Below are 17063 nucleotides of genomic sequence, written 5' to 3'. Positions count from 1 at the left end.
GATGCGGGTAGCACTGACCGGCGGCCTGATCGCGGACGGCGCCGAGCTCGCCCCGGGGAACGTGGTCGTCGAAGGGGAGCGCATCGCGGCCGTTCTGCGTCCTGGCGAGCCGGTCGCGGACGCCGAGGTCATCGATGCCACCGGCAACGTCATCGCGCCGGGCTTCATCGACCTGCACTCGCACGCCGACTTCAGCCTCGGCGCCAGCCCCGCCGCCGAATCGCAGCTCACCCAGGGCGTCACCACGCTGGTCGCGGGCAACTGCGGCTGGTCGCCGTTCCCGGTGAGGAATGCGCAGACGTTGCGCGACGGTACGGCGTTCCTCGGCCGGCATCTCGACTGGTCCTGGAACGACCTCAGCGGCTTCGCAGCAACGGTCGAACCGGCCGTCAACCTCGCGCTGCAGGTCGGTCACTGCACCCTGCGGATCGCCGCGATGGGCAGCGCCGAACGACGACCCACCCCGGACGAGCTCCGGACGATGCAGGACTTGCTGCGAGCGGCGGCCGACCAAGGGGCTGTCGGTTTCTCGACGGGACTGATCTACGCGCCTGGCGCCTATGCGTCATCGGAGGAGGTGGCGGCCCTGGTGAGCACGGCGGCCGAATGCGGTCTGCTCTATTCGACCCACATCCGCAACGAGGGCGCCGGGCTGATCGGCGCCCTGGACGAAGCGATTGCCGCAGCCCGGGCCGGCGGTGCGCAGCTCGAGATCTCGCATCTCAAGGCCGTTGGCAAGGGCAACTACGGTCTCGTCACCACCGCCCTCGAACACCTCGACGGGATCGACGACTTAGACCTCGGGTGGGACGCCTACCCGTACACCGCGACCAGTACGACGCTCACCACCAGACTGCCGACGTGGGCACTCGCGGACGGCCGGTTGCTCGATCGCCTGGCCGATCCGTCGGAGCGCGCCCGCATCGCGTCGGCGCTTCGGTCCGACGCGCTGCTTTCACCGGACTCGGTCGTGATCGCGTCGCTGCCACCCGGCCGGTACGAGGACTGCCGCGGTCTCAGCCTGTCCGAGATCGCCCGGCGCGACGACGTCGACGCCGCGGAAATCGTGCTCCGCATCCTGGAGTCGCATCAGGCCTCGGTCAGCGTCGTCAACCACGCGATGAGCGAGGCCGACGTGACAACGGTCCTCCAGCATCCGCGCACGGCGGTCGCGAGCGACGGCTGGATCATGGACGCGGCGGGCGACGGTCATCCGCATCCGCGGAACTTCGGTACGTTCCCGCGTGTCCTCGGGCACTACGCTCGCGATCGCGGCGTACTCGGTCTCGCCGACGCGATCCGCCGGATGACGTCGCTCCCCGCCGCGCGCCTCGGCTGGTCCGACCGCGGCGTGATCACGCCGGGTGCGATCGCCGACCTCGTCGTCCTCGACCCATCCCGAGTCGCGGATAAGTCAACGTACGACGATCCCTGGCAGCTGTCCGTGGGTGTCTCCCACGTCCTCGTCGCCGGGCAGGTTGCGCTTGCCGACGGGGTGCCGACCGGCCGCCGCGCCGGGCGGGTCATCGGGTCTTGAAGCGCCGCGGTTCGGCCGGCAACGGCGGGGGAGCGGCAGGCGTCTCGTCCGCGGGCGTTTCCAGCCAGCCGTCGTAGGTGTCCAGGAGTTCGTCCAGCCGCACCTCGTCGACCTCGGCCAGAACGACGATCCACGGGTGGTCCTCGTCGTCGTCCTCACCGTGGAACCGCTCGCGCCGTACCTCCCCGCCGAGCTCCGCGGCGACGGCCTCGGCATCGTCCTGCTCCCAGAAGTACGCGATCACGCCACCACCGTACGGCGGACCGGACCTGCACCACTCACCAACCGGGCACGCATCGCGCGGCCGCCGTGTGTGTGAGCGTGCGCAGCCCGGCCGACGGCCGGTTGGTGAGTGGTGCAGGTCCGCCCCCGTAGGCTTGGCCCATGAGTACGTTTCCCTGGCTGAAGGGGCACGGGACGGAGAACGACTTCGTGATCCTGCCCGACCCGGACGGTTCCGTGCACGGCGACCTCGACGCGTCGCTGGTGCGGTTCCTCTGCGACCGGCACGCGGGCCTCGGCGCCGACGGTGTGCTCCGGGTGATCCAGGGCGATCAGCAGTCGTACGTCGAGGACGGCGGCGAATGGTTCATGGACTACCGCAACGCCGACGGCTCGATCGCGGAGATGTGCGGCAACGGTGTCCGGGTCTTCGTGAAATACCTCGCCGACGCCGGCCTGATCGACGGCAAACCGGTCCGCATCGGCACCCGCGCCGGCGTCAAGACGGTTGCGCAGAACGACGACGGCACGCTCACCGTGGACATGGGCGAACCGGTCCTCCCCGAGGCGGCCGGGATCGTGGTGGAGGCCAACGGTCACCAATGGCCCGCGCTGCACGTCGACATGGGCAACCCGCACGCGGTCGCGTTCGTGGACGACCTGGCCGAGCCGGGCAACCTCTGTGACCAGCCCACCTGGTCGCCCGCGGAGTCCTTCCCGGACGGCGTGAACGTCGAGTTCGTCGTACGGCGTGGTCCGTACGACGTCCAGATGCGGGTGCACGAGCGTGGCGCGGGGGAAACCCGCTCGTGCGGGACGGGCACCTGTGCGGTGACCGTGGCGGCCGCGCGGGCGGCGCGCGACGAGCGGCCGGTGACGTACCGCGTCGGCGTACCAGGCGGTGAGGTGTCGGTCACGTGGCGTGTCGACAACCACCTCGAGCTGACCGGGCCCGCGGTGCTGCACGCGCGCGGCGAGTTCGACCGCGCTTGGCTGCCCACAGACTGAGCTGGGGAATCCTGGTCCTGCGTGGGTTGTTGACTCCGGGTAAACGGGTCGCCTGTACTGGAGGCCCGTGCCACCATGGAAGGTATATGACGACCCATTCACATGCTTACGAGACCTCCAACGCCCGGGGTGGTGGGGCGGGGGAGTTGGACACAGTCGAAACCGACCTGACTCAGGGCGATGACTCCGGCGCTTCGTTCATGGGTCACCATGCAGACGACGACGGCTACGACGCTCAAGACGACCGTCACGGCGAGTACGGCGACGATCTGAGCACCGAGGGGCTCGATCTCGAGGAGCGCCAGGCGCTGCGCCGCGTCGTCGGGATGTCGACCGAGCTCACCGACATCAGCGAGGTCGAGTACCGCAAGCTGCGCCTCGAGCGGGTGCTGCTGGTCGGTGTCTGGACCGAAGGCACCGCCGAGGACGCGGAAAACTCACTCACCGAGCTGAAGTTGCTCGCCGAGACCGCCGGCTCCGAGGTACTCGACGGCGTGATCCAGCGCCGGAAGAAGCCGGACCCGGCGACGTTCATCGGCTCCGGAAAGGTCGCCGACCTGCGGGACCTGGTGGCCTCGCACGGCGCGGACACCGTGATCGCCGACGGCGAGCTGGCCCCTGCGCAGCTGCGCAACCTGGAGGACAAGCTCAAGGTCAAGGTGGTCGACCGGACCGCGCTGATCCTGGACATCTTCGCGCAGCATGCGAAGAGCAAGGAAGGCAAGGCCCAGGTCGAGCTGGCCCAGCTGCAGTACATGAAGCAGCGGCTGCGTGGTTGGGGTGGCAATCTGTCCCGCCAGGCCGGTGGCCGGGTCGGCGCGGCCGGTGGCGGTATCGGTGGTCGTGGTCCCGGTGAGACCAAGATCGAGACCGACCGGCGCCGGATCAACACCAAGATCAGCAAGCTGCGCCGGATGCTCAAGGACATGAAGAGCACCCGCTCGACGATGCGCCAGGAGCGTCGCCGGAACCTGGTCCCCTCGGTCGCGATCGCGGGGTACACCAACGCCGGCAAGTCCTCGCTGCTGAACCGGATCACGCACGCCGGAGTGCTGGTCGAGGACGCGCTGTTCGCGACCCTGGACCCGACCACCCGGCGGACCACGACCTCGGACGGCCGCGTCTACACGCTGACCGACACGGTCGGGTTCGTCAGGCACCTGCCGCACGACATCGTCGAGGCGTTCCGCTCGACGCTGGAGGAGGTTGCCGACGCGGATCTGCTGCTGCACGTGGTCGACGGTTCGCACCCCGATCCGGTCGCACAGATCCAGGCGGTTCGTGAGGTGCTGGCCGAGATCGACGCCTCCGACGTACCGGAGATCGTGGTGATCAACAAGGCCGACGCCGCCGACCCGCTCACGCTGGCGCCGATCCTGCACCGCGAGCCGAACGCGATCGTCGTGTCCGCGCGCACCGGCGAAGGCATCGACAAGCTCCGCGAGCTGATCGAGGGCGCGCTCCCGCAGCCGCACCTCGAGGTCGACGTCCTGCTTCCGTACGACCGCGGCGACCTGGTCTCCCGCATCCACTCCGAGGGTGCGGTCGCCCAACTCGAACACACCGCCGACGGCACCCACATCACCGGCCGGGTACACCCCGCCCTGGCCGGCGAACTCACGCCGTACGCAACCGCCTGAGCCCACGGCATCAGCGCAACGGAACAGCCCCCGGAGTCCGTGGACTCCGGGGGCTGATTCATGTCGCCTGCGCGCGAACTACTTGCGCTTGCTGACCTGGACCTTCATCGAGGTGCCGTTCTTCGAGACGACCTTGATGTTGACGCCGTTGTTCGGGACCTTGACGCTGCTCGTCGGCTGGTCCGCGGACCAGTAGGACTTGCTGTCGTTGAAGGTCTGGACGGCGTTCTGGCCGCGGATGTAGCTCGCCTGCCCATTGATGTGCAGGGTGAACGAGTCCGCCTTCTCCAGACCGAACGGCGCGTCGTAGCCGGCCACCCGCGGACGCCACAGCTGGCCGTCCAGCCGGTTGATCGGCGTCGGGTGCGAGTCGATCGGCAGGATCAGGCCCTCACCCGGGTGCTGGTTGGTGTTGTTGTTGTCCTGCGAGGTGTCCCAGTACCAGATCAGCAGGCCGTCCTGGTACGGGAAGTGCTCCACCTTGTCCGGCAGCGTGCCGGTCCAGCCGAAGTTGTACGGGCCGGTCTGCAGGTGCTTGTCGTAGGAGACGTAGTTGATGTTCGACGCCAGGTAGTAGTTGTCGTGCAGCGTCGTCATCGTCGCGCCGACCGAGCTGAACCCGTTCAGCGTCCAGCCCTCCGGCGAGGCCTCCGCGCCCGACTCGAGCACCGTGGTCGAGCCCGACGTCACCTTGATGTCGTCGGCGAAGAACCCGAGCCCGCCGACCGCCGGGTCGGTGTCGTAGCGGAACTGCAGCGTGATCGTCTTGCCGGCGTAGGCCGACAGGTCGAACGTCGCCTGCACCCAGCCGTTGCTCTGGCCGTCGATCGCGTTGCCCTCGTCGTCGTGGGTGATGTTGCCCTTGATCGGCTTCGCACCGGTGCCGTCGTTGACGTCGACGAACGCGTAGTCACAGGCGTCCGGACCGCAGTCCTCGATGTCCCAGTTCGCCTGGAACGTGAGGCTGGCGGGCTGACCGGCCGGCAGTGTGACCTGGCGGCTCATCGTGTGCGAGAACGAGTTGCCCTGACCGCTCCACCAGGACTTGCTCCCGGCGGCCGGCGGCACCAGGTTCCGGGTGACCTCCTTCTTCGGCAGCGTCACCACCAGACTCTGGGCCTTCTTCGAGTTGTACTCGTGCGGACCGAGCTCGACGGTCCGGTTCTGGCCGGCCGCGACGATCTCGTAGTCCAGCCAGCCCAGCTGCAGCTTGTCCCAGGCGCCGAGGTCGGCCGCCTGCTCACCGATGCCGCCGTCGGACGGCTTGCCGACCCGGCTCTGCGCCATCAGCGTCCACCAGTTGACGCCGTTCTCGACCGCCGCGCCGGAGGTGTCGTACTCGTCCGGCAGACCGAGGTCGTGGGCGTACTCGTGCGCGAAGACGCTGAGGCCGCCGTTCTCCGGCTGGATGGTGTAGTCGCCGACGTACAGGCCGGTGTCACCGATCTGCGCGCCGCCGTTCGGGTTGTTCGCCGGGCCGCCCGGGAAACCGGCGTACCAGCGGTGCGACCAGATCGCGTCCTCGCCCTGCCACGGGTCACCGTCGGCCTGGTCGCCGCCGGAGTGCACGATCTGGAAGTGGTCGATGTAGCCGTCCGGCTCGTTGAAGTTGCCGTCGCCGTCGAAGTCGTAGCGGTCCCACTGGTCGAACGACTTCAGATCCGCAGTGATCTCGGCGGTGGTGCGGCCCTTGGCCTTCTGGTCCACGACCCACTGGTTCACCGAGTCCTGGATCAGGTTCCAGGTGTTGCTGCAGACGTTGCCGGCGCACGGGAAGCCGTTCGAGCGGCCGTAGCGCGCCTCGTTGTAACGGACCTTGACCCAGTCGGTGACCTCACCGTCGACGCTGTACCGGCCCGAGGACTGCTTCTCGTAGTACTTCTTCAGCGAGTTGCCGTCGCCGAAGTACATGTCCTGGAAGTGCTGCTGGTTGTAGTCGGCCTGCCAGACGGTGGAGTTGTCCACCGAGCGGTCCGGCTCCGGGATCTCGTTGTGCAGCGGGCCGTCGAACCGGGCCGGGCCGGGGAAGTTCGGCGAGGTGTCCTGGTCCGGGTAGCTCGGGTGCCGCTCGTTGCCGAACTCCGCGAGTACGACGAAGATGCGGTCGGTCTTCTCCCGGGACAGCTCGACGTACTGGTCGACCTTGCCCTTGGCCTTGCCCGCCTTCGCGTTCTTGCCGGCGGGCCCCTTCTTGCCGAGGTTCACGACCGTACTGCCGTTGCGCTGCTCGGGCTTGGCCTGGCCGTTCAGCACCTTGGTCAGCGCCTCCTGCCGCAGCTCCCGGCGCTTGTCCTCGAGCGGGCTCGACAGCTCGTCCGGAGCTGGTGCGGCCTCACTGGCGATCGGCGCCGACCCTTGCTTGGACGGTGCGGCGGCGTTGCCGGCCGACGCTGCGGCGATGCCGAGCCCGGTCGTGGCCGCCAAGGCCAGGCTGAACAGCCCGGCGGGTAACTTGCGCACGATTCCCCTCCGTTGTCCGATGACGCAGTGTGTCTGGTGCTCCCCCGAGCGTGTGCGGGGGACAGTACGTCGAAATACCGCCGAGCTGAAGTGGAACCTGAGAAAAACCTGGGAACGAGCGGGGAAACCTGCGGACATAAGTAATAACGCTCACGTTCTCCGGCCTGTCGGCTTGGCAGACTGTCCGCGTGGAGGAGCGCGAGACCGTCGACCTGCTGCAGCCGCTGTGGCGAGCGCTGGTCGTCTTTCGGGTGCTGACCTGGGCTTTCGCCTGTTTCGGCGTCTGGACCCGCTGGGACGGCATCGTGCGGCCGTCGGGCGCGGTGCTGCAGATGGCCGTGATGGGGGTCTGGACGCTGATCTCGTCGATCGGCTACAGCCGCCGGTGGGGGCGCCGCAACACGCGGCTCGCGTTCGTCGACCTGGCCGTCACGGTGGGCTGCATGTATGCGACCTTGTGGGCGCAGCCGCTGCTCGACATCCGCTCCGGGGCGTCTGTGCTGACGTCCGTGTGGGCGGCCGGGCCGGTGCTCGCGCTGGCGATCTCCCGCGGCCGGGACGGCGGTCTGCTCGGCGCGGCGACGATCAGCCTGGCGTTGCTCTCGCTGCGCGGCGTCGACAACGCCGCCAAGATCCTCAGCAACGTACAGCTCCTGCTGGTCGCCGGTCTGGTCGTCGGGTACGCCGCGACCACGATGCGCCAGGCGGGCCGGCGGCTGCGGGAGGCGATCGCGGCGGAGAGCGCGACCGCCGAGCGGCTGCGGCTCAGTCGCTCGATCCACGACGGCGTACTGCAAGTGCTGGCGCAGGTGCAGCGGCGCGGTACGGCGATCGGCGGTGAGGCGGTCGAACTGGCGCGGATGGCCGCCGAACAGGAAGTTGCCCTGCGCTCCTTGATGTCCACGCGTCCCACCGTCGCGGACGGCGATCGCGTCGACTTGTGTGGATTGTTGTTGCCACTGGCCACCACCAAGGTGGATGTCGTCGTACCGGCCGGGCAGGTGCTCCTGCCTGCCCAGACCGCCGCCGAACTGGTCGCCGCGGTGAAAGAGGCCCTGAGCAACGTGTCCAAGCACGCCGGACCCGATGCCCGCGCCTGGGTCGTGGTCGAGGACCTGGACACCGAGGTGGTGGTCTCGGTCCGCGACGACGGTGTCGGTACGACGCCGACCCGCCTCGATCAGGCCACCACCGAAGGACACCTCGGCGTCAGCCAGTCGATTCGCGGCCGGATCGCCGACCTCGGCGGTACCGTCAGCGTGCGGACCGCGCCGGGCGAAGGAACCGAATGGGAGCTGAAAGTGGTGACCGCATGACCAGCGTGATGATCGTCGACGACCACCCGATGTGGCGCGAAGGCGTCGCGCGGGACCTGGGCAGCCGCGGGTACGACGTCTGCGCGACCGCCGCGGACGTCGCGAGCGCGGTGAAGATCGCGCTGGCGACCCGCCCGGACGTCGTCGTTATGGATCTGCAACTCGGCGACGGTTCCGGTGTCGACGCGACGCGCGAGATCACCGCCGCGCTCCCGGACACCCGCGTCCTGGTGCTGTCGGCCAGCGCCGAGCAGGACGACGTACTTGCAGCCATCAAGAACGGCGCGTCCGGGTACTTGGTGAAGTCCGCGTCGCTGGACGAGTTCGACGACGCGGTACGCCGGACCGCCGAGGGCGATGCGGTGTTCAGCGCGGGCCTGGCCGGCCTCCTGCTGGGGGAGTACCGCCGCCTGGACCGCACCGGTCCCGAGGTACCGCGGCTCACCGACCGCGAGACCGAAGTGCTGCGTCTGGTCGCCCGCGGGCTGACCGCGAAGCAGATCGCCACGCGCCTGGTCCTGTCGCACCGGACAGTGGAGAACCACGTGCAGAACACGCTGCGCAAGCTCCAGCTCCACAACCGCGCGGAACTGGTCCGCTACGCGATTGAGAACGGCCTCGACACCACTCCTGACACCACTGGATAACGACCCGGGCGGGCGCGACGTGGTCGCTTGTGTGGTTGTGCGTGGTGTGGATTGAATGACGTTCGTACACTATGCGTTCCACAACCGTGTGGATGCTCTCTGTCACGACACCCGTACAGCGGGTGCCCAGCCCCGGAGGCCTCGGTGAACCGGTCGACCCTTGTCCGCGCACTTCTCGCGTTGCTGGTCCTGGCGGCGTCGACGTACGTCACGCTGACCGCCAAACCGCAACTCGGACTCGACCTGCGCGGCGGGACGCAGATCGTCCTGGAGGCCAAGGACTCGCCGACGGTCAAGGCGAACCGGGAGAACACCGACAAGGCCACCCAGGTCCTGCACCGGCGCATCGACGCCCTCGGAGTCAGCGAGCCGAACGTGACCCGCCAGGGTGAGGACCGGATCATCGTCGAACTGCCCGGCGTGCAGGACCCGCGTGAGGCCGCGAAGGTGATCGGCAAGACCGCGCAGCTCACCTTCCACGAGGTGCTCGACCAGGTCGCCGAAAAGCCGGCCAAACCGGCCGCGGGGGAGACCTATCTGCCGGCCGAGGGCGGTCAGGGCCTCCTCCGGCTCGCCAAGCCGGCGATGACCGGTGAGCTGGTCAGCGGCGCCGAGGGCCTGCTCGACCCGCAGCAGGTCGCGCAGGGCTGGTTCGTCGAGATGAACTTCAAGGGCGACGGCGGCAAGATCTGGGCGAACATCACCGGCAAGGCCGCCTGCCAGCCGGTGAACACGCCGCAGCGGATGATCGCGATCGTCCTCGACAACCAGGTGATCAGCGCCCCGCAGGTCGACCCGAACGGCGGCAACCAGCTCTGCAACGTCGGCATCGGCGGTGGCACCACGACGATCTCCGGCTCGTTCACCGAGCAGGAGGCGAAAGACCTGGCCGCGCTGATCTCCGGTGGTGCGCTGCCGCTGCCGGTCGAGGTGATCGACCAGCGCACCGTCGGCCCGTCGCTCGGTCAGGACGCGATCGAGGCCAGCGCGCTGGCCGCGATCATCGGTCTGGCGCTGACCGCGCTGTTCATCGTCATCGTCTACCGCCTGGTCGGTTTGATGGCAGTGCTCGGCCTGCTCGGGTACGCCGCGATGTCGTACGCCGCGCTGACCGTCATCGGCGCGACCCTGACCCTGCCTGGCCTGGCCGGTTTCGTGCTCGCGATCGGGATGGCGGTCGACGCGAACGTCCTGGTCTTCGAACGTGCCCGTGAGGACTACATAGCCGGCCGCACCGACGGCCTGCGGCGCTCGCTGCGCAGCGGCTTCCAGAACGCGCTGTCCGCGATCGCCGACTCCAACATCACCACGCTGCTGGCTGCTGCGCTGCTGTTCTTCCTGGCGGCCGGCCCGGTCCGCGGCTTCGGCGTCACGCTGTCGATCGGTGTCATCGCGTCGATGCTGTCGGCGCTCGTGGTCACCCGCGTCCTGGCCGAGTTCGCCGTGTCGCGCGGCTTCGTCCTGCGCCGGCCGGCCATCAGCGGTATCGCCGGCCACGGCCGGGTGCGGACCTGGCTGGAGGCCCGCAGCCCGTCGCTGATGAAGCACAGCCGCCGCTGGCTGGTGATCACCGCCGTCGCGATCATCGTGAGCGTCGCCGGTGTCGCGATCCGGGGTCTGAACCTCGGCATCGAGTTCACCGGCGGCCGGCTGATCGAGGTCAGTACGGCGCAGCGCATCACGCCGGACCAAGCGCGCGCGGCCGTCGCCGAAGCGGGGTACCCGACCGCGATCGTGCAGGCCTCCGGCACCGACGACATCACGGTCCGGACCGGCACGATCAGCGACGACGAGGCCGAGAAGATCAAGGAATCGCTGTCCCGGATCGGCGGCGGTTCCGCGGAGATGGTCCGCAACGAGAGCATCGGCCCGTCGCTCGGTGAAGAGCTGCGGAACAAGGGCCTGATCGCGCTCGGCATCGCCCTGCTCGCCCAGCTGCTGTACCTGGCGGCGCGCTTCCGATGGACGTTCGGCGCCGGTGCTGTACTGGCCCTCCTGCAGAACGTCGCGGTGGTGATCGGCGTCTTCGCGTGGACCGGGAAGCCCATCGACGGCATCTTCCTGGCCGCGATGCTGACCATCATCGGCTACACCGTGAACGACTCGGTGGTCGTCTTCGACCGGATCCGCGAGACCCGGAGCGCGCGGGCGACGGACAACCTCGGGCCGGTCATCGACACCGCGATCGTGAACGTGCTGCCGCGAACCATCAACACGGGTATCTCGACGCTGTTCATCCTGACGGCGCTGCTCTTCCTCGGCGGTGACTCGCTGGCCGACTTCGCGCTCGCGCTGCTGCTCGGCATCATCGTCGGTACCTACTCGTCGAACCTGACCGCCGCTCCGCTGCTGCTCGAGCTCGAGCGTCGCTACCCGGCGCCGCCGCCGCGCCCCAAGCGCGCCCAGGTGGACCGCGACGCCCAGCCGGACCGCGGCGCCGTCGTCTAGGCGCACCATCTTCTAGGCGCACCATCTTCTAGGCGCACCGTCGTACGGCGCTGTGGTCCGGGCGCACCGTCGTACGGCGCTGTGGTCCGGCCGGCGGGTTTGTCGCGCGATGATCTGGTCCGGCAGGTTGTCCACAGGGCGCCTGCCGGACCGGAAATCTGTCCGCTCGGCGGGCTAGGGTGTGGCGGTGGGTGTAGACGTTCGGGAACTGCTGGAAGCTGCCGTGTCCGGGATCGCCGGTCAGACCCGGCCGGGGCAGGTGCGGATGGCGGAAGCCGTCGACACCTCGATGCACGAGGGGTCGCACCTCCTCGTCCAGGCCGGCACCGGCACCGGTAAGTCCCTCGGGTACTTGGTGCCCGCGCTGCTGCACGCGATCGAGGACCGGCGCGTGGTCGTCTCGACCGCGACGCTGGCGCTCCAGGCGCAGCTCGTCGACCGCGACGTCCCGGCGTTGCTCGACGCGACCGAGAAGCTCCTGCCGCGCCGGCCGAAGTACGCGATCCAGAAGGGCCGCAACAACTACGCCTGCCTGCACCGGATCCGCGAAGGCGCGCCCGACGACGACGGCATGCTCGTCGACGTGCCGCCCGCGGGCGAGGTCGGCCGCCAGGTCGTCGAGCTCCGCGACTGGGCCGAGCAGCAGCTCGCCGACGGCGAGGCCGGCGACCGCGACCACGCGCCCTCCCACCAGTACCAGGCGTGGCAGCAGGTCTCGATCGCCGCGCGCGAGTGCCTCGGCGCGCAGAAATGCCCGTACGGCGAGGAGTGCTTCGCGGAGAAGGCGAAAGAGGAGGCGCGCAAGGCCGACATCGTCATCACCAATCACGCGCTGCTCTCGATCGACGCCTTCGAGAACCGCACCGTCCTGCCCGAGCACGACGTGATCGTGGTCGACGAGGCACACGAGCTGCCCGCCCGGGTCACCGGCGCGGCGGGTGACGAGCTGTCGCCGCAGATGGTCGAGCGCGCCGCGAAGCGGGCCCGCCGGTTCGTCGACGACGACAAGGCCGACGACCTCATCGATGCCTCCGACGCACTGCGGGCCGCCCTGGACGGTACGCGCGAGGGCCGGATCGAGCCGTCCAACGCCCCGGTCCTGGAGGCGGCCGCGCTCGTCCGCGACGCCGCCCGCGCCCTGTACTCCGACCTGAACAAGAAGTCCGACGACAAGGACGACGACCCGGACGGCGCCAAGCGGCAGTCCAAGGGCGCGGTCAAGGAGATCTTCGACGTCGCCGAGCGGGTCGCCGCGCTGAGCGACGCCGACGTGGTGTGGATGATCGACCGCGACCGGTTCGGCCGCGAGTTGCGGATCGCCCCGCTCACCGTCGCCGGGTTGCTGCGCGAGCTGGTGCTCCGCGACCGGACGGCGATTCTCACCTCGGCGACCCTCACGCTCGGCGGCGACTTCGACGCGATCGCCCGTCAGGTCGGCCTGCGGCCCGCCGACAAGCTCGATGACGACGAGGAGATGCCCGACCTCGACGACTCGTCGGAGACCGGCCCGCTGCCGTGGCGCGGTCTCGATGTCGGCTCCCCGTTCGAGTACGAGAAGCAGGCGATCCTGTACGTCGCCAAGCATCTCCCGCCGCCGCACCGCGACGGACTGGGCAAGAAGCAGTTCGAGGAGATCATCGACCTGATCACCGCGGCGGGCGGGCGCACACTCGGCCTGTTCTCGTCGCGCCGCGCGGCGGAGGCGGCGACCGCGGCGGTTCGCGATGCGACGGACCTGAAGGTGCTCTGCCAGGGCGACGCCCAGCTGGGCGAGTTGTCCCGCGAGTTCGTCGAGGATCCGGAGACCTCGTTGTTCGGCACGCTGTCGCTGTGGCAGGGGATCGACGTACCGGGCTCGACCTGCAACCTGGTGATCATCGACCGGATTCCGTTCCCGCGACCCGACGAGCCGTTGATGGCCGCCCGTCAGCGCGCGGTCGACGAGGCCGGCGGCAACGGCTTCATGGCGGTGGCTGCGACGCACGCGGGGCTGCTGCTCGCGCAGGGCACCGGTCGCCTGATCCGTCGCAGCTCCGACAAGGGCGTGGTCGCGATCCTCGACCCGCGTATCGTCACCCAACGGTACGGCGCCTTCCTGCGCGCCTCCCTGCCGCCGATGTGGCCCACCGCCGACCGTGAGAAGGTCCTCGGCGCCCTGAAACGGTTGCAGACCACCTGAGGCGGGAGCGGAGATGAGCGCTGCGAGCGGACCCCCGGTGCTGCCGATGCTGGCAGTGGCGGGGAAGATGCCGTCGGGCGCCGGGTGGTCGTACGAGCTGAAGTGGGACGGTATCCGCGTCATCGCCGAGGTCGACGACGGTGTCTGCCGGCTGTGGTCGCGCAACAGCCACGACGTGTCCGGCGGCTACCCCGAACTCATCGGCCTCGCGGAAGCACCCGGTCTGCGCCTCCCCGCCGTACTGGACGGCGAGATCGTCACCCTGGACGAAAACGGCGCCCCGTCGTTCGGCCTGCTGCAGCGGCGGATGCACGTCCGCGACCCGCGACAGCTCCGCCACCTGATCATCGAGGTCCCGGTCTCGGTGCGCGTGTTCGACGTACTCCGCTTCGACGGCGAATGGTTGCTGGACGCAACGTACGACGACCGCCGCGGTCTGCTGGACTCACTGGACATCGGCGACCCGTTCTGGGAGGTACCGCCCGCCCTCACCGACGGCGAGGTCGCGCTGAACCAGTCGGCCGAGCAGGGCCTCGAGGGCGTGGTCGCGAAACGCCGCAAGTCCCGGTACCTCCCCGGCCGGCGCAGCGCGGACTGGATCAAGGTCAAACCCGTCAAGACCCGGGATGTGATCCTCTGCGGCTGGCACCCGGGGGAGGGCAACCGCGAAGGCCGCATCGGCTCGTTCTACTGCGGCGCGTACGACGACAACGGCGAACTCGTCCTGATCGGCAAGGTCGGCTCCGGCCTCGACTTCGCCACCCTGGACCTGCTCAGCGCCGAACTCCGCGACCTCGAGATCGACCACCCGGCCTTCGACCCCACCGGCATCCCCAGCACCGACCGCCGCCGGGCGCACTGGCTCGACCCCGTCCTGGTAGCCGAGGTCACCTACTCCGGCTGGGCCGCCGACAGCCGCCTCCGCCACCCCGTCTGGCGCGGCCTCCGCCTGGACATAGACCCCCAATCGGTCCGCGTAGACCGCGACTGAGCACCCCACAGGTGCACCGACTACGCAGACGCCGCCGGGGCGCGAACCAAGGCGCCGACCAGCACCGCCAGGCAGACGCCTCGGTGGAGTGCGCCAGGCAGCGCCAGCCAAGGACGCCCGTCAGACGTGCCGGGCGGGGGTGTCCGTCAGACGTGCCGGGCGGGGGTGTCCGTCAGACGTGCCGGGCGGGGGTGTCCGTCAGACGTGCCGGGCGGGGGTGTCCGTCAGACGCGCCGGCCAAGGGTGCCCGTAGACGCGCCGGCCAAGGGCATCGGCCTACGTCTCGGCGGGTTGATTGAGCGACTTTGTGCACCAGATCCGTACTTTTCCTCGGTTTCCGTACGGATCTGGTGCACAAAGTGAGGTTCGAGGGCCGATACCTGGCGATGGACGTGGCGATGGGCGTGGCGACTGACGCGAGCGAGGGACCTGGCGTGTAGCGGTGCGGGTGGCGGGCGGCGATGGTGGTGCCCGGAGGTGGTGTGCGGGGCCGCGGATCTCCAGGTATGCAGAACCCGCGTTCTGACGGCCGACACGCCGCAGTTCGCCAGGTTCTGCATACCTGGAGATCCGGATTCGCACCCTGGACCCTGCGGGCCGCCCCGAAGACCAGGGGGTGTCGGGGCGGCTGCGAACGCAGGTAGCGGACCGGTGTACGGCGGAGGCACACGTGGGCATGCGGAGGCACATGGAGGCACGCGGAGGCGCGGAGGCGCATGGAGGCGCGGAGGCACGCGGAGGCGCGGAGGCGCATGGAGGCGCGGAGGCACGCGGAGGCGCGGAGGCACATGGAGGCACGCACGCGGAGGCACTCGGAGGCGCATGGAGGCGCGGAGGCACGCGGAGGCGCGGAGGCGCATGGAGGTGTGGCGGCGGGGGATGCCCGGCCTCGGGGGCGTGACTGTGCAGGGAAGTGAGCGCCTGGAAGGGGTTAGTGAATGGGGCTCACTGACTCGTGGGGGCGTGCGCGGAACACGACATGCTGGACGACTGAATTGTTCGAAATGCGGTGAATGTCGTGTGGCGCTGCGACAATTGGTGTTCAGTTGTCGCAGGTATTTCGGAATTCAGTCGTTCGTTTCCCGCGACGGTGCCGGGACTGCGAGTGCGGCCTCGATCTTGTCGGCGAGTTTATCCGGTGCGTGCGTCGGCGCGTAACGCGAGAGCACCTGCCCGTCCCGGCCGATCAGGAACTTGGTGAAGTTCCACTTGATCCGGCCGCCGAGCAAACCACCCTGTTCGCGTTTCAGCCAGTTGTACAGCGGGAGCGTGTGCGACCCGTTGACGTCGATCTTGGCGAACATCGGGAAGGTTACGTGGTAGATCGTCGAGCAGAAGTTCGCGATCTCGTAATCGTCACCGGGCTCCTGGTGGCCGAACTGGTCGCAGGGGAAGCCGAGCACCGAGAAGCCCTGCCGGCGGTACTTCTTGTACAGCCTCTGCAGGCCCGTGTACTGCGGAGTCTGGGCACACTGCGAGGCAGTATTCACCACCAGCAGCACCTGGTCGCGGAAATCGGCAAGAGACTGTTCATTGCCTTCGATCCGCCGCGCGCTGAAGTCATAGACAGTCGTCATGACTCAATGCTGACACGGCGCGCGGGAGTTCGCGCGCCGTCCGATATGTCAGACTCGCCGCAGAACTGTTACGACCTTTCCGAGAATGATCGCGTCCTTGCCGTCGATCGGCTCGAATGCCGGGTTGTGTGGTAGCAGCAGAATCTCGGTCTTGGTCTTCTTGAACGTCTTCACGGTGGCCTCGCCGTCGATCATCGCGGCCACGATGTCGCCGTTCTCCGCGGTCGGCTGCTGGCGGACGACGACCCAGTCGCCGTCGCAGATCGCGGCCTCGATCATCGACTCACCCTTGACCCGCAGCATGAACAGCGTGCCCTCGCCGACCATCGCCTTCGGCAGCGGGAAAACCTCCTCGATCTCCTGCTCGGCGAGGATCGGGCCACCGGCGGCGATCCGGCCGACGACCGGCACGTACGCCGCGTCCGGGTGCGCGTCGCCGGCACCGGTCTCGTCGTACGACGTCTGGCGCACCGGCGCGACGGTCGAACGGCGGGCCGCGGCGTCGACCTCGCCCGGGTAGCGGACCTCGATCGCGCGCGGCCGGTTCGGGTCGCGGCGGAGCAGGCCTTTCTGCTCGAGGACGCGGAGTTGGTGTGACACCGACGACGAGCTGGTCAGGCCGACCCGCTCGCCGATCTCGCGCATCGACGGCGGGTAGCCGCGGCTGTCGACCGAATCGCGGATGACGTCCAGCACGCGCCGCTGGCGCGGCGTCAGTCCGGTGGCGTCGGCCGGTCCGTCGGGCAGCTCGGCGACGGTCCGCTCCGCCGCACCGCTCGCCTTACCCGCAGCGCTCGCCGCAGCGGCCGGCTTGTCCGCGCCGCGCTCGCGTGCCTGCGGCCCCACCCCGCCCCGGTCGTCCTTGCTGGAACCGCTCGGCGTCCTGGCCATCGCTGGTTGCTCCTCGGATCGGGCCGGCGATCACGCACCGGCCGAAGCTTGCTCGACTGACACGACCGTAGACCGAATCCTGAGATTCTTCAAACATCTGTTCGAAGGCGTGTCGGTTCGCACCTTTGTTCGGGTGTCGGGTTATAA

12 protein-coding genes are annotated in these 17063 nt (G+C 69.1%); 8 read left to right on the top strand and 4 right to left on the bottom strand.

Going from position 1 to position 17063, the window contains the following annotated elements; genetic code table 11:
• The first annotated feature begins 1 nt into the window (after window position 1).
• Complete coding sequence (locus AB0B82_RS20145; RefSeq protein ID WP_360170455.1) at window positions 2-1537, top strand: amidohydrolase family protein; 1536 nt, start codon at window positions 2-4, stop codon at window positions 1535-1537.
• Here the strand turns inward: AB0B82_RS20145 and AB0B82_RS20140 are convergent.
• Window positions 1524-1781, bottom strand: coding sequence for a hypothetical protein (locus AB0B82_RS20140; protein ID WP_360170314.1), 258 nt, complete (start codon window positions 1779-1781; stop codon window positions 1524-1526). The two genes, AB0B82_RS20145 and AB0B82_RS20140, sit on opposite strands and share 14 nt — an antisense overlap.
• 140 nt (window positions 1782-1921) lie before the next feature.
• Here AB0B82_RS20140 and dapF point away from each other — a divergent pair, with 140 nt between their 5' ends.
• Together dapF and hflX are read left to right on the top strand one after the other, a co-directional pair.
• Window positions 1922-2767 carry a diaminopimelate epimerase gene (gene dapF, locus AB0B82_RS20135; RefSeq protein ID WP_360170311.1) on the top strand — a complete coding sequence of 282 codons (846 nt, stop codon included), beginning with the start codon at window positions 1922-1924 and terminating at the stop codon, window positions 2765-2767.
• A 200-nt stretch (window positions 2768-2967) separates the two neighbouring features.
• Window positions 2968-4407 (top strand): GTPase HflX, encoded by a 1440-nt coding sequence (gene hflX, locus AB0B82_RS20130; protein WP_360170308.1) that lies wholly within the window; start codon window positions 2968-2970, stop codon window positions 4405-4407.
• A gap of 78 nt (window positions 4408-4485) precedes the next feature.
• On the opposite strand, the gene AB0B82_RS20125 is transcribed toward hflX, so the two are convergent.
• A complete protein-coding gene (locus AB0B82_RS20125) occupies window positions 4486-6867 on the bottom strand; it encodes an immune inhibitor A domain-containing protein (RefSeq protein ID WP_360170305.1) in 2382 nt (793 codons plus the stop codon).
• 188 nt (window positions 6868-7055) lie between these two features.
• Here AB0B82_RS20125 and AB0B82_RS20120 point away from each other — a divergent pair, with 188 nt between their 5' ends.
• The 5 genes from AB0B82_RS20120 (at window position 7056) to ligD (ending at window position 14448) form a co-directional block, all read left to right on the top strand.
• The gene (locus AB0B82_RS20120; protein WP_360170302.1) at window positions 7056-8183 is read left to right on the top strand and encodes a DUF5931 domain-containing protein; all 1128 of its coding nucleotides are present in this window, start codon (window positions 7056-7058) and stop codon (window positions 8181-8183) included.
• Entirely contained in the window at window positions 8180-8830 is a 651-nt protein-coding gene (locus tag AB0B82_RS20115; protein WP_360170299.1) for a response regulator transcription factor, read from the top strand. The genes AB0B82_RS20120 and AB0B82_RS20115 overlap by 4 nt, the downstream gene beginning before the upstream one ends.
• A gap of 144 nt (window positions 8831-8974) precedes the next feature.
• Complete coding sequence (secD, locus tag AB0B82_RS20110; RefSeq protein WP_360170296.1) at window positions 8975-11278, top strand: protein translocase subunit SecD; 2304 nt, start codon at window positions 8975-8977, stop codon at window positions 11276-11278.
• A 181-nt stretch (window positions 11279-11459) separates the two neighbouring features.
• Window positions 11460-13457, top strand: a complete 1998-nt coding sequence (locus AB0B82_RS20105) for an ATP-dependent DNA helicase (RefSeq protein ID WP_360170293.1) — start codon at window positions 11460-11462, stop codon at window positions 13455-13457.
• Window positions 13458-13470: 13 nt separating this feature from the next.
• Window positions 13471-14448 carry a non-homologous end-joining DNA ligase gene (gene ligD, locus AB0B82_RS20100; RefSeq protein WP_360170290.1) on the top strand — a complete coding sequence of 326 codons (978 nt, stop codon included), beginning with the start codon at window positions 13471-13473 and terminating at the stop codon, window positions 14446-14448.
• Window positions 14449-15515: 1067 nt separating this feature from the next.
• On the opposite strand, the gene AB0B82_RS20095 is transcribed toward ligD, so the two are convergent.
• Window positions 15516-16025 (bottom strand): glutathione peroxidase, encoded by a 510-nt coding sequence (locus AB0B82_RS20095; RefSeq protein WP_360170287.1) that lies wholly within the window; start codon window positions 16023-16025, stop codon window positions 15516-15518.
• A 48-nt stretch (window positions 16026-16073) separates the two neighbouring features.
• Entirely contained in the window at window positions 16074-16916 is an 843-nt protein-coding gene (lexA, locus tag AB0B82_RS20090; protein ID WP_360170284.1) for a transcriptional repressor LexA, read from the bottom strand.
• Between the last annotated feature and the right edge of the window lie 147 nt (window positions 16917-17063).

The sequence above is a fragment of the Kribbella sp. NPDC048915 genome (genome assembly GCF_040649595.1).
Classification (GTDB): Bacteria; Actinomycetota; Actinomycetes; order Propionibacteriales; family Kribbellaceae; genus Kribbella.
The sequence above is the reverse complement of the archived record's forward strand: the minus strand, read 5'-3'. Positions and strand labels throughout refer to the sequence as shown.

Bases quoted from the DNA above. Each gene is read 5' to 3' on its own strand.
- AB0B82_RS20145 (WP_360170455.1), top strand. From the start codon at position 2: ATGCGGGTAGCACTGACCGGCGGCCTGATCGCGGACGGCGCCGAGCTC.
- dapF (WP_360170311.1), top strand. From the start codon at position 1,922: ATGAGTACGTTTCCCTGGCTGAAGGGGCACGGGACGGAGAACGACTTC.
- hflX (WP_360170308.1), top strand. From the start codon at position 2,968: ATGGGTCACCATGCAGACGACGACGGCTACGACGCTCAAGACGACCGT.
- AB0B82_RS20115 (WP_360170299.1), top strand. From the start codon at position 8,180: ATGACCAGCGTGATGATCGTCGACGACCACCCGATGTGGCGCGAAGGC.
- ligD (WP_360170290.1), top strand. From the start codon at position 13,471: ATGAGCGCTGCGAGCGGACCCCCGGTGCTGCCGATGCTGGCAGTGGCG.
- AB0B82_RS20095 (WP_360170287.1), bottom strand. From the start codon at position 16,025: ATGACGACTGTCTATGACTTCAGCGCGCGGCGGATCGAAGGCAATGAA.
- lexA (WP_360170284.1), bottom strand. From the start codon at position 16,916: ATGGCCAGGACGCCGAGCGGTTCCAGCAAGGACGACCGGGGCGGGGTG.